We start from the raw sequence: 19,158 nt of genomic DNA, 5'->3' as shown, positions 1-19,158 counted from the left end.
TCGGATGCTGACATGCCCACTCGCAGGCTCTACGCGCACGTCCACTCCTCCGGAAACCGGTACCCGCTGCTGACCCTGCACGCCGACGGGTCGCTGACCGCGGACGACGACGAGATGGCCGACGCGATAGCCGGCCTGCGCGACACGCACGGGCTGTCCAACGAGGCGATCTTCCACTACATGAAGAACAAGGCGAACGCGTACGTCAAGCACGTCGAGGAGATTGAGGACGAGTAGGCAGAGAGAGTCACTGTGCGTGATGTTAGGTGACTGAAACCGGGAGGCCGGAGGAGCGCCGCTACGCTGGGCCGGAATGATCGACGGGAGGATCGGACCGTCCTGGTGTACGACTTCGGCGGCGGCCCGTTCGAGGCGACGCTTCTCACGCGTACCCCCACGGGTTTCTCCGTCACGGCCACCGTCACCGAGATCTCGGCCACGCGCGATGCATCGACCGCGGCAGGTTCGTGCCGTGCCGCGTGATCTGGGGTGTGTACGCCGTCCGGGGTGCCTTCAAGAGGGAGGCGTCACCGATGCCTGACCGTATCCACGACGAACCGAACGCGGGCGTCTCGATGGTCAAAACCTAGGGATTTCACCGGGGTGCCCGGACGGATGCGCCGATAGCGTCGGATCCAACTCCGCCTGCGCGACGCGGTGCGGTGGGACGCAAGGCGTTGGACAGAGTGACGCGGCGCCTGATCTTCGAGGCCGGTGCTGGCGTGCATCGGTTCAGAGTCGGCGAGGACCAGGAGTAATCGGATGCCGCCAACACCGACGAAGACGGTTCCGGTAAGGGCCGTGCCGCCGACTCACGTGACGCCTGTGAGCGAGTCGTCAGCGTCGCGGGAGCGGGCGACCGTGCCGGGAACGGCTGCGGTTGCGCACGCCCAGGCGATGCTCGGGAATGCTCAAGTTGCCGCACTGCTGCGGTCTTCGCTGCCGGGCACTGCACCGATTCTGCTAGGCCGGTTGGATCGGACGTCTGAAGGCCAAGGTGCTCCAGGACGAAACGGCGGTGTGACGGCCAACATCCCGTCCGCTGTGGGGGCGCGGACCCCGGAAACAGTGACGCCTGGCACGGGCAGCACAACACCCAAAGCAACCGCTCCGATCGGTGACGTAACCGGAAACAGCGGCCCCAACATCCCGGCCGACCCGCAGCCGAGCCAAACACCCGAGCCTGCGGGCCGCACGCCGAAAACCGAGCCTGGCATGTCTCCAAAGGTCGCTCCGGCCGAACGCACCGGACCTGCGGCACGTGCAGCAGCAGCGACGGCCGAGACTCCGTCAAGCACCACTGCCGCCGCCGGAGGTGCCCCCGCCGCTGCCGACAAGATGCCGGTGCGGCGCGGCCCTGCCTCGGATCCGAAGTTCGTGGCGCTGACCAAGGACGTCCGAACCAAGGGCCGGACCGTCGCCGCCTCGCATCCACCCGCTCCAGCCGAGGCTGGCGCAGCCCAGGCCGCCGCGAAAGCGCCGCCCGATGACCGCGAAGCGCAAGGCAAGGCGGCCAACGCTGAGGTCATGGATGCGGCGAAGCCGCGGGAGTTCGACCGGGACGCCTTCATCGCTGCGGTGGAGGAGGCGATTGCGAAGAGGGCGCCGAAGAATCTCAAAGAAGCGGACGAGTTCGGCGACTCGCCCAATGCCGGCGACGCGGCCCGGGAGGTGCAGTCGCAGGTCGACGATGGCACCGGTGCGGCCGCTACCGAGATCGCGACGACCACCGCGGCCCCGCCGGACACGTCGAAGGCGGTGGATAAGAAGGTGGTGCCGCTGGCCGCGGACCGGGCGCCGGGAGCGCCGGCGACGCCGGATCCGGCCGGGGCGATTCCGGACAAGCTGCCGCCGGCGGCGACCGACACGTCCGCCGGGCCCAAGGCGATCAACGCGAAGATGGCCGCGAACCGGGTCACCGAGAAGCAGCTGCAGAAGTCCGGTGAGCCGCCGTGGGTGCAGACCGTCGCGGACAAGCATGCGGCGGAGCAGGATGCCGTCCGCACCCAGGCGGGCCTGCGCGCCCACGAAGCCCGCACGCTCGCCGGCGCGAAGGGCGGCGCTGCTCGTACCGGTGCGGAGGGTATGAAGGATTTTGCCGGGGCACGCAACGCGATCGGGCGGCGGGTGACCGGCGGCAAGCAGACGGCGAAGGGCCGGGACGAGACCCGCCGCGCGCAGGTGACGGCCACGCTGCAGCGGGTCTTCGACGCCACGAAGAAGGACGTCGAGGACATCCTCACCGGCCTGGACACCAAGGTCGACGCGCAGTTCACCCGCGAGGAGAAGGCCGCCCGGGACGCCTTCACCAGCGAGCACAAGCGCAAGATGGCCGACTACAAGGATCGCCGCTACTCCGGCCCGGTCGGCAAGTTGCGGTGGTTCGATGACTGGCTGACCGGGCTGCCGGACGAGGCGAACACGCTGTTCGTGGAGGCGCGAGAGCATTACGTCACCCGCATGCGGACCGTGATCGGCAACATCGCGGACACGGTCGCGGCCGAGCTCAAGCGCGCCAAGCAGCGCATCGCGACCGGGCGGGCGGACCTGAAGGCCGCAGTGGAGAAGCTGCCTGCGGATCTGCGGGCGATCGGGCGGGAGGCCGCGACCGGTTTCGCGGACAGGTTCGCGGAGCTGGACGGGCAGGTCGCGGACAAGGGCACGGAGCTGGTCGACACCCTGGCCGAGAAGTACACCACCGCGATGAAAGCGGTCGACGACGAGATCGTGGCGGAGAAGGAGCGCAACAAGGGGGTGGTGCAGAAGGTCGCGGAGGCGGTCGGCGACGCGATCGACACGATCATGGAGTTGAAGGATCTGCTGCTCGGTGTGCTGGCCAAGGCCGCGCAGGCGGCGCTGGCGATCATCGCGGATCCGATCGGGTTCCTCGGCAACCTGGTCGCCGGGGTCGGGGCGGGGCTGCGGCTGTTCCTGCGCAACATCGGCCGGCATCTGCAGGCCGGTGTGTTGCAGTGGCTGCTCGGCGTGGGCGCGGGCGCGGGGCTGAAGCTGCCGTCCACGTTCGACGCCCGCGGGATCCTGCTGCTGCTCGCCTCGCTGCTCGGCCTGACCTGGCAGAACATTCGCGTCCGGATCACCCGGAAGGTTCCGGATCAGGCGGTGACCGCGGCCGAGTCGTCGGTGCCGCTGATCGGGCGCGCGCGCAGGGAGGGCGTCGGCGGGCTGTGGGAGGAGTTGCGCGGCCGGGTCGGCGATCTGCGGCAGCAGCTGATCGGCAGGCTCGTCTCCTACCTGGTCCCGACGATCATCACGGCCGGCATCACCTGGGTGTTGTCGCTGCTCAATCCCGCGTCCGCGTTCATCCGCGCCTGCAAGTTGATCATCGACATCGTGTTGTTCGTGGTGCGCCAGGCCCGTCAGATCATCGACTTCGTGAACGCGGTGCTGGACGCGGTGATCGCGATCGCGCGCGGTGGAGGCGGCGGCGTACCCGGGATGATCCAGAATGCTCTGGCGCGCGCGATCCCGGTGCTGATCGGTTTCCTGGCCGCGCTGCTCGGCATCGGCGGCGTCGCCGGCCGGGTCCGCCGGATCTTCCAGGAGCTGGCGAGGCCGGTGAATCGCGCGGTCGACCAGGTCGTCGACCGGATCGTGTCGCTGATCCGCCCGATCTGGAACCGTCTCAAAGCCAAAACCAAGATCCCGCCGAGGGTACGACCGGGAGCGCCCAGCCCACGGCCCCCACGCGACAGCGACCGCCGCCGGCCGGACCGTGGCCGGGCGACGCCCCGCACCGCGCCGGATCGGCGCCGTCGCGCGCAACCGGACGAACGCACCCCGGCCCAGCAGATGCAGGCGTTGCGTGCCGCGCTCCGGGAGGCGCATGCGCTGGTCAAGCCGCGGGTCAAGCCGAAGAAGCTGGAACGCGGCCTGGAACGCATCCGCCGGCGGCACCGGCTCACCGAGCTGCGCGTGGTGCTCGGCACGTTCGACGGCGTGGTGCAGCGGTTCCACTTCCACGCCGCGATCAACCCGCAGCTCGACGGGCCGGACGAGAACACCCAGCTGGAACCGGTCCAGGCCGAGGAGGACTTCGGCATCCTGATCGAGAACCAGCGGAGGTTCCAGGCGTTCGCTGACGGCCAACGGCTGGTCATCGACGTCCGCCCGACGAACCCGAGGTCGGTGCCGCACCTGAAGGAGGGCGCCTGGTACAAGCCGGTCGACATCAAGGCCAAGACGATCAACGAGGCCGATACGTTCCTCACGGTCGAGCCCGCGAAGATGGGCCTGGTCGGCTTCTTCCTGCGCCGCGTGCCGGAGCCGATGAAGAGCAGACTGAGCCGCGCCGAGCTGGCACGGGCGAAGGATCGGCGCCGGATGCGCACCGAGGAGCGGCACAAGTACGCGTCGGCGATGATGAAACTGCGGCGCGGCAGGCGAGGGCCGGGACACTTCGAGGTCATCGGCTACGTCGTGCACGGCTTCGAGGCCGACGGCACACCGAAGCCGATCGCCGGCGACCACGACCTCTACGACCTGCGGTTCATCGACGGCTCCGAGATGAGCAAGCCGCAGTACGACCGGTTCATCGCGCGCATGCAGGCCGGCCGGTTCGGCGTCATGCACGGCGCGGTCGTGCGCTGGGAGACGACCGATCCGAAGGAGATCGAGATGCGGGAGAAACTGGTCGCGCAGCACCGGCGGGCCGGCAACGAGGGGCTGGTCCGGTTCACGCCGGGCGAGACGAAACCCCGCTTCGTGTACGCGGAGACCGACATCGCACCACCGGCCGGGTGAGGAGCAGGACATGTGGACCGAGGCGGCACTCGCGGAGCGGCGGGCGATCCTGGACGAGGGCGACGCGCTGTGGGCCCGGCGGCGCGCGCTGGAGGACGCCGGCCGCATCGACGAGTCGATCGGGTTGTGGGACCGCATCGACGAGCTGACCGACCGGTACGAGGAGTTGATCCCGCCGGTGACGGTGGCCCGCTGCCCGTACACCGGTGCGCTGGTCCGCTGGTTCATCGACACGGCCGGGCTGGACGGCTGGTTCTGGCGGTACTCCGGTGGCGCCCGCCCGTGGGTGGATTCGCGCCCGGACACGTGGCTGGCGATGCCGGGCGCGATGCGGCTCACCGAGCCGGTCGAGGTGACCACGTACCGGGTGATGCCCGGCCCCGGCGTACCCTATGTGGTGCCCCGGATCTTGAAGGCGCCGGATGCCCGGGCGGTGATCGCGCAGCTGCCGGTCGGCGCGCACACCGGCTGGACGATCAGCTACTTCGGCATTCGCCCGCGCCCGCCGGTCAAGTTGGTCAACCTGTGGGGCAAGAACGACTTCCCGACCTGGCACGGCGGCGACTGGGGCGGCTGGGACGCGGACACCGAGCGGACCGGCGTCTACGACTTCGCGCTCCGGCCGTGGCTCGAGTCCGGCAAACTGCTCTGGCTGGACCCCGGCGACCAGGACGGCACGCTCCACGAGGGCGTCGCCGGCTGCCCGTACCTCGACCTGCCCGGCCCGCGCACGATCGCCTCGGTCCAGGACGGCACGGTGTTCCGCTACGCCTGAACCGTCAGGCTTCCCGGGTGCGGCGGCTGCCGCACCCGGGGCATGACCTCAGGCGCGGTGCCACTTCTGGTTGACGGTGCCCGCGCATTCCCAGATCTGCAGCTGGGCGCCGTTGTGCGGGTTCCAGTCCTTGATGTCGAGGCACTTGTTCGCCTGCGGGTTGACCACGTCACCGGCGTCCGTGAGCACCCACTGCTGCGCCGGATTGCCGCTGCAGTGGGCGAGTTGGATCGCCGCGCCGTTGTCTCTGGAACCCCAGGCGACGTCCACGCACAGGTTGTCCTTCGTCATCAGCGTCCCGCCGGAGAACGCCCACTTCTGCGCGTCGGTGCCGTTGCAGTCCCAGAGGTTCAGGTGTACGCCGTCGGCGAAGTCGGCGTTCGGCACGTCGAGGCACTTGCCCTGCCAGTTGTTGACGAGCGTGCCGACGGTGGCCGGGTCCGGGTCGGCGAGGGCTCCGGTCCGCAGCCCTTCCTCCGCGGGCGCCTGCGGTGCCGGCGCCGCCGGTCCAGGCGTGGTGCCGTTTCCGTGGAAGGTGATCGTGAAGCCCGTGCACTCGTCGCACTCGAACATGGTCTGGTTGCCCGCCATCGCGTCCATCTTGGACCAGCTGTACGCCTGGGGGCACACGCCGGCGACCGCGCGGCTGTAGTCGGTCTCCACGTCCCGGGACGGGTTGACACAGTTCACCGGCCGACCGCCGCCGTCGCGGACCAGGTTGGCCTCCGGGCAGCTCGGCAGGAACGGCTTCGCGCAGCCGGCCACGCCGCAGTGCTGCGAGCCGTCCTGCGGTGCGGCCCCGCCGGTCGGCGTGATCGTGATCGGCAGCGACACCGCGTTGACGTAGCTGATGTTGTACCAGACGTCGGTGAGCGCGTCGGCCGGGTCGAAGTTGAACTCGGCGAGGCTCACCGGCAGCTCGGAGTTGATCGCACAGTGGTCGGCCGCGTTGCCGCAGTCACCGACCGCGCAGTGGAACGAGCTGCCCGAATCGCCGGTGCACCCCGTGCGGGGGAAGAACTTGCCGCGCCAGTGGCCCGCGCCGGAGTTCTCCGGGATCTCGATGGTCGCCTGCTGCCCCGGCTCCAGGATCGGCAGGCTGCCGAAGTTCTGCGACCCGTCGGCGTTGACCGTGCTGCCGACCCAGATCTTCTCGCCGCTGTCGTTGACGAAGGTGACCGTGTGATTCGGCGCCGCCTGCGCCTTGGCCTCACGGGTGAACCCGTCGCTGAATCCGGTGATCTGAGTGCTGGCGAGCAGCAGGATCACCGCGACGGCGGTCACCACCGCGGCCAGCGAGCTGCGTCCAGCTGTGAGGAAGTCTCTACCCGGCATACCCCTCACTCTCGCCGGAATCGGTACGCACGGTCTACGTCCCCGAAAGGGTCTCTCCGTGCCCTCGACGGCCGCGCGACACATCGACCGCGTCGCGGGCCCGCTTCCTCGGCACCGGTCGCAGCGCCGTCGCGGTGCGACGGATCACTCGGGCAGGGGGGTGGCCTGCCCGCAGACCGCCGGGGCCGTCCGGGTGCTGCGCGAGGCGAGCCGCCACGCGCAGCACCGCACGTCCGGCCGGGCCGAGGTCCGTTTCTCGCGCGTGCCGATGCGGCCCAGGCGGGAGAGGCCGGTGACCTCCCGTGCCGGCGGCGAGATGGCGCCGTCTTCAGACGGCGGCGCGCTCGCCGAGTGAGTGGTGGTGCTGCGGGATGACGGGGAACGTCACCCCGGTGAGGTCCTCGGAGACGGCCCACAGCCGCTGCTGGACGGCCACCTCGTAGGACTCCGGGCTGGAGGTGACCAGGCGGGGGTGACCCGTGATCTCGTTGCGTCCGCCGGGACCGTAGTACTGCCCGCCGAGTGCGGCGGGGTCGGTGGCGGCGCGCAGGGTCGGCAGCGCGCCCATCGCCGGCGTCTGCAGCATCAGCGGCGCGACCAAGGCGAGCGGGACCCGCAGGGCCGCCGGGGTGTTGCGGGCGAGCTCGGTGCTGGACAGGCCGGGGTGCGCGGCCACGGCGACGGTGGTGCCGTGCGTGGCGAGCCGGCGTTGCAGCTCGTAGGTGAACATCAGGTTGGCGAGCTTGGACTGTCCGTAGGCGGCGGCCCGGCTGTAGGACCGCTGCCAGTGCAGGTCGTCGAAGTGGATCGCGGCCCGGATGCGGTGGCCGGTGCTGCTGACCGTCACGACGCGCGAGCCGGGCACCGGCAGCATCCTGTCGAGCAGCAGCCCGGTGAGCGCGAAGTGGCCGAGGTGGTTGGTGCCGAACTGCATCTCGAAGCCGTCGCGGGTGGTCTGCCTCGGTGTGTACATCACGCCGGCGTTGTTGATCAGCAGGTCGATGCGGTCGAGCCGCGACCGCAGCGCCGCGGCGGCGGTGCGGATGGAGTCGAGCGAGGTCAGGTCCAGTGCCTGCACGCTCACGTCGCCGGTCATGCCGGCCGCGGCCCGCTCGCCCTTCTCGACGTTGCGCACGGCGAGCACCACCGACGCCCCGCGCTCGGCGAGCGCCTTCGCGGTCTCGTATCCCAGTCCGGCGTTGGCCCCGGTCACCACGGCCACTCGGCCGTGCTGGTCCGGGATGTTCGCGGTCGTCCACGTCTCGCTCATGCCTGACTCCCTTTAACGTACCGAAGGTATCTTGTGAGGAGAACGCTAAAGTACTCCCGGTACGTTGTCAACGTACCGGGAGTACTTAAGTTAGGGTGGTGGTCGTGACCTTCCAACGGGCGCGAACCGAGGAGCAGCGGGAGATCCGCCGGCGGGCGATCCTCGACATGGCGTCGACGATGCTCGACGAGATGCCGGTGGCCGCGGTCACCCTCAACGAGCTCAGCCGCCGGGTCGGCCTGGCCAAGCCGAACGTGCTGCGCTACTTCGAGTCCCGCGAGGCGGTGCTCCTGGAACTGCTCGACCACTTCCTGCGGGAGTGGCTGACGGAACTGGACGGCGAGCTGGCCGCCGGCGTCGACGAGAACCTGCCCATGCCCGAGCGGGCGACGGCGGTCGCCGAGATCCTCAGCCGCTCGCTCTCCGCCCGGGCGGTGATGTGCGACCTCTTCGGCGCACAGAGCAGCGTCCTGGAACACAACGTCTCCGTCGAGGTGGTCGCACGCTACAAGCGCGCCTCCCTGGACCGCCTGTCCACCCTGACCGCCCTGGTCCGGAGAAGCCTGCCGGAGCTGGGCGAGAACGCCACACTGTTCTGCCTGCAGACCATGCTCGTGGCCGGCGCGCTCTCGGCGTACACCACACCCCCGCCCACCCTGCAAGCCGCCTACCGGGCCGAGCCCGACCTGACCCGGATCCACCTGGAGCCGAAGGACTACCTGAAGCCGGCCCTGACCGCCACCCTGCTGGGCGTCCTACCCCGCCGGTGACCCGCGCCGCCGGCCCTCTCCGACGGGGGCGGATCTTGGGGCCCGGTCATGCAGACCGCAGATCCTCCGGCAGACCGGTCACGGTGTCGTGCACCATGCGGCGTAGCCAGCGGTGCACCGGGTCGAGTTCGAGGCGCGGGTGCCAGGTCATCCAGTACGTCATGGTCCCGATCTCGTCCGGCGCCTGCAGGATCCGCAGCGCGCCGCCGCTCGCGTAGTGCCCGGCGAGCCGCTGTGGAATCGTCAGGACGAGGTCGGTGCCGGGCAGCGCGAGGATCGCCGCGGCGTGGACCGGCAGGATCAGGCCGGCCCGGCGGGGTGTGCCGTACGCGGAGAGCACCCGATCGATCGCGGGTTGGCGCCCGTCGATCACATCGATGATCAGGTGCCGGCAGCCGAGGTAGTCCGCCAGACCGAGCGCTGCCCGGCCGGCCAGCGGGTGCCCGGCCGAGACGACACAGACGAACCGGTCGGTGAACAGTTCCTCGCTGCGCAGTGGCTCCGACGTCTGGGCGCCGATGAAGGCGAGGTCGATCGCGCCGTCGGACACCTCGGTGAGCACGTCACGATGCCAGGGCCGGAACCGCAGGGTGGACCCGGGTGAGGCGGTGGCGATCCGGCCGGACAGCCCGGGCGCGATGACCGCCTGGGCGTAGTCGGACCCGGCCACCCTGATCTCCAGTTCGGTGATGGACGGGTCGAAATCGGCACCCGCGAAGACGTCCTCCAGCTGCGGTACGGCGGTCGCCAGGCGGTCGAGGATCCGCTCGCCGCGCGGGGTGAGCCGATAACCCTCCGGTGTACGCACGAGCAGGTCGTCACGGAGCGTACGGCGCAGGCGTTGCAGTGCCCGGCTCATCGCCGGCTGACTCATGCCCACCCGCGCGGCCGCCCGGGACACGTGGCGCTCCTCCAGCAGCGCGATCAGGGCGGGCACCAGATTGAGGTCCACCCTGCCGATATGCGTGGCGCGCATGTAAACCATCATAGCCATGCATTGGACGACGCCTATCCGGCCCGCCAACAATCCTGCCTATGACGAGGAACCAGATCCATGTCCTGACCGGCGCCGGCGTGGCCACCGCATTGGCACTCTGGGTCGGCGTGGCCCGCGCCGACCCGGATCCGGCACTCGCGAGCGGCCACGCGGGTCACGACGGCCACACGGGTCACACGATCATCGCGCTCAGTTCCGGCGGCCCGGCCGCCGACGCGGTGTACGGGCGCGGCTGGCGCCCGCTGACGCCGATCGCCGGCGGCCCCCGCCAGGAGCACGGCGTGGCCGCGATCGGCCATGACGTCTACGTGCTCGGGGGCATCAAGCCGGACGGCACCGGCGGCGTCGTCACGGTCACCGACGTCGAGGTCTACGACACCCGCCGCGACCGGTGGCGCCGCGCCGCGCCCCTGCCGGTGGCCATGAATCACCCCAACGCGGCGGTGGTCGGCGGCCGGCTGTACGTTCTCGGTGGACTCTCCGGTGGCGCGTCGTGGGAGGCGATCGGCGACAGCTTCGTCCTCGACCCGTCCACCGGCCGCTGGACGAGCCTGCCAGCGATGCCCGCCGATATCCTCCGCGGCAGCGCGGCCATCGGCGTCCACGGCACGAAGATCTTCCTGGCCGGCGGGATGCGCACCCTGACACCCGGCCCGGGCGGCCTGCAGGACACGGTCGCCACGGTCAACGCGTACGACGTCGTCACCCGCCGCTGGTCCCGCCTGCCCGACCTGCCGGAGCCGCGGGACCACGCGGGCGGCGCCGTCGTCGGCGGCACCCTCTACGTGGTGGGCGGACGTGACCGCGGCCAGGTCAACGTGCGGAACACCGTCTACGCCCTGGATCCGCGCTCCGGCCGGTGGAGCACCCGGGCGCCGATGCCCACCGCCCGGGGCGGCATCGCCACCGCCGTCATCGGCACGACGATCTACACCTTCGGCGGCGAGGGCAACCTCGTCGACGGGCAGAACACCGTGTTCGCGCAGACCGAGGCGTACGACGCGGCCCGCGACCGCTGGCAGCGCCTGGCCCCGATGCCGGTTCCCCGCCACGGCGGCGCGGCGGTCGCGGTCGGGGACACCATCCACCTGCCCGGCGGCGGCAGCCGCGGCGGCGGCGCCCCGGTCGACGTCAACGACACGTTCCGCCCGCACGGGCAATAGCCGCCGGGCCGTTCGAGCCGCTGCCGGCCGGACCCGGCGAGGAGCGGTGCCCGCCGGTCAACCCTCAGGTCTCCGGCGTGTCGTCCGATCGGGAGGACGTGTCGGCTCAGGTCTTCTTCCTGGCGAATCTCACGATCATGCTGGCCTATGCGGCGATCATGGTGGCTATCGTGGTACCGGTCGCACGCGCCGGCCAGTTGCGCACGAACCGGCTCGCCACGGCCACTGCGATGATCTTCTTCAGCTGCGCGGTGGGTCACGGTCTGCACGCCGTCATGGCGTACCGCGCCTTCGCCCAGGTGAGTGCCGTTCATCCGCTGCACGACACGTCGCTCGCCTGGTCGTGGGCCTCCGCGGGCTGGGACGCGTTCACCGCCATCGTCGGCGTCTACTACTGGAGCCTGCGCCGCGGATACGGGGTCCTGCTCGGCAAGGGCGCGATCTACGTCGATCCGTGGGGCCAGCGCCGCCTCGACGAGGTCGAGGCCCGGGAACGGGCCGCCCAGGACGCCGCCGAGGCCCACCGCGCCACCCTCGCCACCGTGGTCGAACGCCTCGACGACGGCGTCATCGGGCTGACGCCGGAAGGGGTGATCACCGCCTGGAACGGCGGGGCCGAACGCCTGTTCGGGTACACCGCCGCGGAGGTGCTCGGCCGGCGCGCCGACATGTTCGTCGACGACGCCGACGGCGCCGGGCAGCAGCTCGACGCCCTGGCACGCATGCGCCGAGGTGAGCGCAGCCTGCGCTACGAGGCGCGACGGTTACGCAAGGACGGCACCCCGGTCGATGTGGCGCTGACCATCGCCCCGATCGAGGACCAGGCCGGTCAGGTGATCGGAGTATCCGCGCTCGCCCGCGACATCACCGCCGCCAAGGAGGCCGCCGACCGGCAACGGGCCCTCGAGCAGCGCACCCACCAGGCGGAGCGGATGGAGAGCCTGGGCAACCTGGCCGGCGGCGTGGCACACGACTTCAACAACGTTCTCGCGATCATCGCCAACTACACCGCCTTCGCGATGGAGGAGACCGCCGACCGGCCGCACGTGCAGGCCGACCTCTCCCAGGTGCGTACCGCGGTGGAACGCGCCACCGCGCTCACCCGGCAGCTGCTCACCTTCACCCGCGGCGACGCCATCCAGCCCCGCAACGTCGACCTAAACGCGGCCGTCAGCGAGGTGCAGGCCATGCTCGAACGCACGATCGGCGAGCACATCACCCTGACGACCGTGCTCTCGGCACAGCCGCTGACGGTGTACGCCGACCCGAGCCGGCTGCATCAGGTGCTCCTCAATCTGGCCATCAACGCCCGTGACGCGATGCCCGACGGTGGCACCCTGATCCTGGAGGCCAACACCACGACCCTGGACGGCGACGGGCTCGACATGCAGCCCGCCCCGCCCGCCGGCACGTACGCCCGGCTGCTGGTCAGTGACACCGGCCAGGGCATGCCGCCCGAGGTCGTCGCGCGCATCTTCGAGCCGTTCTTCACCACCAAACCCCGGGGTCAGGGCACCGGCCTGGGCCTGGCGACCGTCTACGGCATCGTCACCGAAGCCGGTGGCGCCATCAACGTCTACTCCGAACCCGGAATCGGCACCACCTTCCGGATCTACCTGCCGCTCGCGGCCGACTCCGGACCACCGGTTGCGTTGTCGCCGCAGGACGCGCCGCCACACGGTGACGGACGTACCGTCCTGGTCGTCGAGGACGAACCGGCGCTGGCCCGGGTCGTCGCCCGCATCCTCACCAACGGCGGCTACCACGTCCTGGCCGCGGAGAACGGGCCCCAGGCACTGAGCCTGTTCGCCGAGCACGGCTGCGACGTGCTGCTCACCGACGTGATCATGCCGGAGATGTCCGGCCCGCGCCTGGCCACCCTCGTCCATCGGACGGACCCCGGCCTGCCGGTGCTCTACATGTCCGGCTACAGCAACGGGCTGCTCGGCACGACCCACGAACTCGACGACGACATCGCCTTCATCGAAAAGCCGTTCACCGCCGCCGACCTGCTCCGCAAGGTCGCCTCCCTGCAGCATGACGGTGACAGACACGTCGGGACGTCACGCCACAACTGACCGCTGTCGATAGGTGATTGGGTTCGCGAGTTCGGACGCCGGATGTCGCCGAGTTTCGGCACCACCGGGATCTCACCCATCTCGATGTTCGCCAGTTTAGGCCCACCCCGAGCGAGACCCGCTCAGGCATCGTCCGTCGACGCCGTCGTTCACGCAGCGTAACGGGCGGCTGAGACGGGGCACGCCTTGTCTGCGGCAGAAGCGAGCGTCCGTCGTAGGCAGGCGCCTATTCCGCGGTCGAACTCGGGAATATGACGCCGTGCGGTTCAATGGTTGGAGGCGGATCCAAGACGACGTTCAAAGCCAGGCAGGTAGCCGCAGCCGCAGCGAACTTGACATCGGTTGGAAGGGTGTCCACCGGCGCATCCCTAATGGCCTTTATAATTACCCGCTTCATCTTGTCACCGATTCGACCAAGCGCATATTGCACACCGTCGATTGCGGCCGCGACGAACTCCTGTTCAACAGGGTCGCGATTCCACGCCTCGGGGCCGTAGATGCTTCGTCTCCAGCCGAAGACATCGTCGGAAACTATCACCTCGAGCCAGTCGGCCGGCTCCATCCAGACGGTGACTTCAGCCCAGTGCGCCACACCGCCCGCTATCTGCTTTAGTCGATACGTTCCCTCCACACCACGACTATAGATTCGTGACCTGCAGGCCGCTCGGACTCGCCGAAGAAGTGATTCTCGACGCGGAAGCTCAAATAGATCGCGGCACGTCCGCTGACGCACTCACATCGGCACGAGCGTACGTTCAAGCCAGGTCGGCACCGATCACGCCGCGTAACCGCTCTCGGTGGCCGCCGCGCACGCTCGGCGGCAGATGAGTGCAGCGTCGGGTGAGTCTCATGCCCTGATATGACTAGGCCCGTGACGCACTTCGCCGACCTCAGCCCGTACGCCTACTACGACAACGACATCATCGAGAGTGACACCGGGTGGGTTACTTATCGCCCCCGGTACGACCGGGTCAATATCGGCTGGCTCGACGCTCCTCACGACTTCGCTACGAGGCCGACGCCGCACTGGCTCCCGGACGCACTGCTCGACATCATCGCCGGGCCGAGCGTCAACACCATGCGCGGCTTTCACCGGTGCACGCTCTGCCCGAGCCAGGACACCCCGGAGGGCATCATGACCGAGGTGAGTCACCCGGCTGGAACCCTGCTGCTAGGCCATGCCGAGGTCAGAATCCCCGTACGCCCCGGGACGATGTATGCCGCCCCCACCCTCATCTGGCACTACATCACGACCCACCGATACCGCCCACCGGACGACTTCATCAGGGCCGCCGAAATTTACGATCGCGCCTGGACAACAGTGCCAAGCCCGTGGATCCCGGACGACGCCGACCACATGGGGTTCGACTGAATCCGGCACGCCGACAACCCCTACTACCGCGCGGATCGCGCAGTTGAGCACGTGTGATCTTGGCTGATTTCTCGGATAGCATCGGCGGGCAACCAGCCTGTCGGCCCGCCTATGGGCACGGCTTCGGCTATTCCTAGCCCGAGAGGTAGCGCAGTGCGGATCGAGTTGGTCACGGGCGACATCACGGTCGAGCAGGTCGACGCCGTCGTCAACGCGGCGAACTCTTCCCTACTGGGTGGCGGCGGAGTTGACGGAGCGATCCACCGCAAAGGCGGCCCGGCGATTCTGGAGGAGTGTCGCGCTCTACGGGCCAGCCGATACGGCAGAGGCCTGAAGGTCGGACAGGCGGTGGCAACCACTGCAGGCCGGCTACCCGCCCGGTGGGTGATCCATACCGTCGGACCGGTGTTCAGCAAAGACGAGGATCGCTCACCGCTACTTCGCAGCTGCTACACCACGTCGCTCGCTGTCGCCGTCGAGCTGGACGCGCGGTCGGTCGCCTACCCGCTGATCTCCTCCGGCGTGTACCGATGGCCGAAGGACGACGCCATCGCCCAAGCATTGACAGCCCTGCATGCTGAGCCGACCACCGTTGAAGTGATCCGTCTCGTGCTCTTCGACGAGCAAACCCGCCACACCGCGGAACGCATCTATCAGGCCTTCGATGACGGTCGGTGACACGCATCGCTGTGATCAATACACTTCATCAACGCGGCAGATCAGTACGCTGAGATGCCCATGCCTGAATCCAGTCCCCGGTGTCCCGTGTCGGTGGCGGCGTCGGATCGTTGACGACGACGGCGGACAACGAGTGACGCACTCTGGGGGAAACATGCGGAGGGCTTGGTATGGGCTGGCAGGATCGGCTTTAATCGCTGGGCTGACTGGCTGCACTGCAGGCGGCGCGGCGACACCGGTCGCTACCCCCAGCAGCGAGCCCCCCGCTCCGTACTCCTTCGCGAATCTGAAGTGCCTTCCGCAGAACGCTGTGAAGGACGACGGCAAGACCTTAGTGTTCGACTTCGCCCCTCAGCCGGACAGCGCTGGTGATGACTCCTTTGAGCACCAATACACCGTGGAGTGCATCAAGATGGTGACCGGTCTGCCCGACGCCGTCATGCTGCAGATGCAGCAGACGTCTGCGATTCAAGGAAGACAGTCAGCGACGTGGGGTGTCAATACATCAGAGGTGCCTCAGCCGCAGATGAAAGTCGCTCCCATGGCCAATGGCGAGCTGTCCGCCTCGTGGACCTACCATCCCGACAACGGCCTTGACGTCATCATGACGGTCGTTGACTGACGTAACTCATCCCGCGCAGCCGCCTCGGCAAATGTGCACGGCTTGCCTGCAGCAGCCTATCCACCGCTGGGGGTGACAACAGGATCGAAGCGCAAGGTCCACGCTAGAAGCTTTGTTCTTCAAACGCCTTTCGGGCACCGCTTGTGCTTACAACGGATGGCGCTGATGCAATCTCATCGACACGAGCGCGTGCCGGTCTACGCACCGGGCGGCCTTCGTGGCGTACAGGGCGTGACGACCGTCAACAAGGCAGTGCACCCTGACGGCGGCACGTAAGAACGGTGAACCAGCGTTAAGGCGGCACTCGGGATCAGCACTGGTCCAGCAGGGCCTTTACGTGCTGGTTCTCGCGGAGTCCGGCAACGTTGTCGGTCAGCGCCTGGAGACCTGACGCGAGGAAACCGGTCAACGTGTCGACCAGTTCTTCGCGATCTATCCGTACCTTTCGCGCCTCGTGAAAGTAGACGGCGCCCGACCGGGAGCGCGCCTCGGCATAGATTATCTCAACAGTTTCGCCGGCGGCCGGCTTGAAAAGGACTTGATCGGCCGACTCCGTGAAGTTCATCGAGGCGGGCTTCTTCCCGCGGATCTCCGGCAGCATCGATGCCAGGCAGGAGAGAAGGTCGAACAGCGGAACCAGAAGCCGGGGCCCCATCACGACATCGTCGCCCACGCTAAAGGTGACTCGGGAGGGATAGAGGACATAACGCAGGCTCGTCGCATCGAAGTGCGCCGGGTCCCCCGTCGTACCAGGGCAGTCTCAAGACCGTTGCAGGAACATTGAAGTCGACCTCGTGCAGTATTAGACTTGCCATCTTCCCGTCCTGTTGTGAACCCCATTGGAGAATTTCGACCCAATTGGCGCCCATCGGCCGCCCTGCCCCATATTGGTCATCACCCGCCCAATTCGTGCAAAAAGTCGCCGCGGGTGGCGCATCAGGCGGCGTACCGGAATCTCCGGGGTCAGCCCGTGCGCTCACATCGGCACGAGCGTGTGCTGACCCTCGCGCGGATCGTACGGAGCGTGACGGCCACTGTGATCGCCGCGCACGACCTGCGGCAGATGAGCATTTGTTCAGAGGTGTCAGAGGCGCTCCACGCGGTCGGCCTGCGGGCCCCGGTCGCTCTGACGCACCGTGTACCGGACCTGGTCGCCCTGCTGCAGCGGTTCCGACCCGGCGACCACGGATACGTGGACGAACAGGTCGTCGCCTCCGGCGTCCGGGGTGATGAACCCGAACCCGCGGTCGCCGTCGTAGCGTGCGACGACGCCGTGGCCCGCGCGTGCGGGCACGCCCCGTGACGGCGGCTTACTCCTGGCGGGTGGCGGCCCGGCCGGTGCCGGGCGTCGCGGTGGCGGCGCGGGCTCGGCCCCTCGGACCAGATGCACGTCGCGGGCCTGCGGGCCCTTGTCGCTGCTGGCCACCTCGTACGCCACGCGGTCGCCCTCTGTCAGCCAGGTGAGGCCCTCGGCCAGGGACTGGGCGTGGACAAAGACATCCCCGGCGCCGGAGTCGGGGGCGATGAAGCCGAAGCCCTTGTCCTCGTCGTACCAGGAAACGGTTCCGTCCGCTCCGTCGGCACCGCCTGCCGTGGCGGGCAGGCCGGCCCCAGGACCGAGCGGGATCACGTGCGCGGCCTGCGGGCCGCGCTCGCCCTCCACGACGACGAAGGCCACCCGCTGCCCGTCGCTGACCACGCCGCCGGTCACGATGGCCGAGCTGTGCACGAAGATGTCGGGGCCGCCGCCGTCTGGCGATGCGAACCCGTAGCCCTTGGTCGGCTCGTACCAGTTGACCGTGCCGAGCAGGCCCACGGCACCGCCAGCGGCCTGCTCGGCGGTGCCGCGCACGCGCAGCGCCTGGGGACCGCGGTCGTTCTTGCCGGCCTCAAACTCGACGGCCTGGCCCTCACGGAGCACCTTCGAGCCGCCGTCCCCGACGATCTCGGAGGCGTGCACGAACACGTCTGGTGATCCGTCGTCAGGCGCGAGGAAGCCGAACCCCCGTTCAGCGTCGAACCAGCGGACGATCCCGTGCAGCATAGGAAAACTCCAGGTCGTTAGAGCGGCATTGCTCACAGTCTCGCTCACGCCGTCGTGCCCGGGACCACCGGGACCGGCCACGGTCAGTCGGTTGTCAGGAGGTCGTAGGCGGCCAGGACGCGGGTGGCGGTCGCGAACGACTCCGACCGGCTCGTCGCATCGGCCCGCCCGCCGCGCGGCCGCTCGACGTGGCCGACGATGAGTTCGCCTCCGTGGCGAGCGCGTCGTCGCCCGGTGGGCCCGCTCAGCGTCGACGGTGACCGGTCCAGACGCGCCGACACCGTGCCCGGCATGCGGCGCTGACCCGGACCAGTCCACCGACCCCAGCACACGCTGCTCAGCGTCTGCTACTGCGGTCATCCCCCGCTCCTACGACTACAACCACCAACGGCGCATTGACAGCGGCACATGTGCGCGGCGCCGAGCATGTTCTGCCGGGCCTGTTTCGATCGCAGGTCGGGGCACTCCGATGCGTTCTCTGCTGAGGGTGCTGGGTCAGGCCGGTGCAGCGTCCGCCGAGGCCGGCCTTGGTGGCATGGCTGGGTGAGAACGTGATCGGCCCGAGCCGGCGGGCGTGCACCGCAGCGATCTGAGCCCGTCGTGGCCGTACGGGATGCAGGTCCCAGCCATGGGACCAGTTGTCCAGCAGGGCCCGGGCGGTGTCCAGGGCGGGTGGTGACCACGGTGCACGGCCGGCCCTGGTCGTCCCAGGTGTGCCACAGTGCCCAGCCCTCGTCGCGGGCGACGACGCCGAGGGCTGCATGGTCACGAGTCCCGCATCGGCATTCACCCCGCCGCGGAACAGCGAAACCGGCTTCACACGCTGTGACGGCTCGTCGGTACGCAGCCGACCGGATCGCGGCGTGAGAGCGCGTCGGCGGACGGCGTGCATCATGCGAGCGCGTACGTGAAGCGCTCCTTCAGGTTCCAGGCGGTGTCCTGCTCGACGGTCTGCCGAAGGACCCGTTCGACGCGCTCGAACGACAGGGAGCCCATCGCGGCCCGGCTGGCCCCGGAATCCGTCCATAGAAGGTGCACCGGCCGTTCGACGTCGGTACTCAGCCGATCCCACAGAGCATCCAGGTTCGCACCGTAGAAGGGGCCGAAGTCGAGCAGCCTCGCCAGCTCCCGATGCAGATCGGCTTCCGAGCTCACCCGACGACCATCAAGGGCTACCTGCACCCCGCGATGCTATCGGGCACTCGTCGACGACTCACTTCGCCTACCCTGTCCGCGTCAGATCCGGATAGCTGTCGAGATGAAGCTCAGCGGTGATGGCCGATCCGGTCCTCA

The 19,158-nt window shown here is 69.1% G+C and carries 16 protein-coding genes and 3 pseudogenes; 10 read left to right on the top strand and 9 right to left on the bottom strand.

The genetic code is table 11. From position 1 onward, the window contains the following. The first annotated feature begins 12 nt into the window (after positions 1–12). The 4 genes from J2S43_RS08370 (at position 13) to J2S43_RS08355 (ending at position 5,536) form a co-directional block, all read left to right on the top strand. On the top strand, positions 13–237 hold the full coding sequence (locus J2S43_RS08370) for a hypothetical protein (RefSeq protein ID WP_306828181.1): 225 nt from the start codon (positions 13–15) through the stop codon (positions 235–237). A gap of 105 nt (positions 238–342) precedes the next feature. Then, positions 343–483 (top strand): hypothetical protein, encoded by a 141-nt coding sequence (locus J2S43_RS08365; protein WP_306828179.1) that lies wholly within the window; start codon positions 343–345, stop codon positions 481–483. 1,044 nt (positions 484–1,527) lie between these two features. Then, positions 1,528–4,761: a phage tail family protein gene (locus tag J2S43_RS08360; RefSeq protein WP_306828177.1), complete on the top strand. Its 3,234-nt coding sequence runs from the start codon at positions 1,528–1,530 to the stop codon at positions 4,759–4,761. Positions 4,762–4,771: 10 nt separating this feature from the next. Continuing rightward, positions 4,772–5,536: a hypothetical protein gene (locus tag J2S43_RS08355; RefSeq protein ID WP_306828174.1), complete on the top strand. Its 765-nt coding sequence runs from the start codon at positions 4,772–4,774 to the stop codon at positions 5,534–5,536. A 48-nt stretch (positions 5,537–5,584) separates the two neighbouring features. Here the strand turns inward: J2S43_RS08355 and J2S43_RS08350 are convergent, their stop codons facing one another. Together J2S43_RS08350 and J2S43_RS08345 are read right to left on the bottom strand one after the other, a co-directional pair. Beyond that, a complete protein-coding gene (locus J2S43_RS08350; RefSeq protein ID WP_306828173.1) occupies positions 5,585–6,871 on the bottom strand; it encodes a thaumatin family protein in 1,287 nt (428 codons plus the stop codon). Positions 6,872–7,199: 328 nt separating this feature from the next. Then, positions 7,200–8,141 carry an SDR family NAD(P)-dependent oxidoreductase gene (locus J2S43_RS08345; RefSeq protein WP_306828171.1) on the bottom strand — a complete coding sequence of 314 codons (942 nt, stop codon included), beginning with the start codon at positions 8,139–8,141 and terminating at the stop codon, positions 7,200–7,202. Between the two features lie 104 nt (positions 8,142–8,245). Between J2S43_RS08345 and J2S43_RS08340 the strand changes: the two genes are divergently transcribed. After that, positions 8,246–8,911 carry a TetR/AcrR family transcriptional regulator gene (locus J2S43_RS08340; RefSeq protein ID WP_306828168.1) on the top strand — a complete coding sequence of 222 codons (666 nt, stop codon included), beginning with the start codon at positions 8,246–8,248 and terminating at the stop codon, positions 8,909–8,911. A gap of 46 nt (positions 8,912–8,957) precedes the next feature. On the opposite strand, the gene J2S43_RS08335 is transcribed toward J2S43_RS08340, so the two are convergent. Continuing rightward, positions 8,958–9,887 (bottom strand): LysR family transcriptional regulator, encoded by a 930-nt coding sequence (locus tag J2S43_RS08335; RefSeq protein WP_306828167.1) that lies wholly within the window; start codon positions 9,885–9,887, stop codon positions 8,958–8,960. Positions 9,888–9,946: 59 nt separating this feature from the next. Here J2S43_RS08335 and J2S43_RS08330 point away from each other — a divergent pair, with 59 nt between their 5' ends. Then, the gene (locus J2S43_RS08330) at positions 9,947–11,071 is read left to right on the top strand and encodes a Kelch repeat-containing protein (protein ID WP_306828165.1); all 1,125 of its coding nucleotides are present in this window, start codon (positions 9,947–9,949) and stop codon (positions 11,069–11,071) included. Positions 11,072–11,148: 77 nt separating this feature from the next. Continuing rightward, positions 11,149–13,149, top strand: coding sequence for a PAS domain-containing hybrid sensor histidine kinase/response regulator family protein (locus J2S43_RS08325; RefSeq protein WP_306828163.1), 2,001 nt, complete (start codon positions 11,149–11,151; stop codon positions 13,147–13,149). Positions 13,150–13,375: 226 nt separating this feature from the next. Here the strand turns inward: J2S43_RS08325 and J2S43_RS08320 are convergent, their stop codons facing one another. Continuing rightward, complete coding sequence (locus tag J2S43_RS08320) at positions 13,376–13,780, bottom strand: hypothetical protein (RefSeq protein WP_306828162.1); 405 nt, start codon at positions 13,778–13,780, stop codon at positions 13,376–13,378. Positions 13,781–14,020: 240 nt separating this feature from the next. On the opposite strand from J2S43_RS08320, the gene J2S43_RS08315 reads away from it, so the two are divergent. The 3 genes from J2S43_RS08315 to J2S43_RS08305 all read left to right on the top strand — a co-directional run bounded on the left by J2S43_RS08315 (position 14,021) and on the right by J2S43_RS08305 (position 15,821). Beyond that, positions 14,021–14,521, top strand: a complete 501-nt coding sequence (locus J2S43_RS08315; protein WP_306828160.1) for a DUF7919 family protein — start codon at positions 14,021–14,023, stop codon at positions 14,519–14,521. 153 nt (positions 14,522–14,674) lie between these two features. Continuing rightward, a complete protein-coding gene (locus J2S43_RS08310) occupies positions 14,675–15,199 on the top strand; it encodes an O-acetyl-ADP-ribose deacetylase (protein ID WP_306828158.1) in 525 nt (174 codons plus the stop codon). A 310-nt stretch (positions 15,200–15,509) separates the two neighbouring features. Continuing rightward, complete coding sequence (locus J2S43_RS08305) at positions 15,510–15,821, top strand: hypothetical protein (protein WP_306828156.1); 312 nt, start codon at positions 15,510–15,512, stop codon at positions 15,819–15,821. A 310-nt stretch (positions 15,822–16,131) separates the two neighbouring features. Here the strand turns inward: J2S43_RS08305 and J2S43_RS08300 are convergent, their stop codons facing one another. From J2S43_RS08300 to J2S43_RS08275, 5 genes and pseudogenes are all read right to left on the bottom strand, one after another. Next, positions 16,132–16,494: a hypothetical protein gene (locus J2S43_RS08300; protein ID WP_306828155.1), complete on the bottom strand. Its 363-nt coding sequence runs from the start codon at positions 16,492–16,494 to the stop codon at positions 16,132–16,134. Between the two features lie 411 nt (positions 16,495–16,905). Next, positions 16,906–17,379, bottom strand: a pseudogene (locus J2S43_RS42175) (cold-shock protein); the annotation flags it as partial. Positions 17,380–17,439: 60 nt separating this feature from the next. Next, a pseudogene (locus tag J2S43_RS08285) lies at positions 17,440–17,631 on the bottom strand (cold-shock protein); the annotation flags it as partial. Positions 17,632–17,667: 36 nt separating this feature from the next. Next, positions 17,668–17,865 (bottom strand): annotated as a pseudogene (locus tag J2S43_RS08280) (cold-shock protein); the annotation flags it as partial. Positions 17,866–18,756: 891 nt separating this feature from the next. Next, entirely contained in the window at positions 18,757–19,047 is a 291-nt protein-coding gene (locus J2S43_RS08275; protein WP_306828153.1) for a barstar family protein, read from the bottom strand. Positions 19,048–19,158 lie beyond the last annotated feature (111 nt).

The sequence above is a fragment of the Catenuloplanes nepalensis genome (assembly GCF_030811575.1).
In the GTDB taxonomy this organism is placed as follows: Bacteria; Actinomycetota; Actinomycetes; order Mycobacteriales; family Micromonosporaceae; genus Catenuloplanes; species Catenuloplanes nepalensis.
The sequence above is the reverse complement of the archived record's forward strand: the minus strand, read 5'-3'. Positions and strand labels throughout refer to the sequence as shown.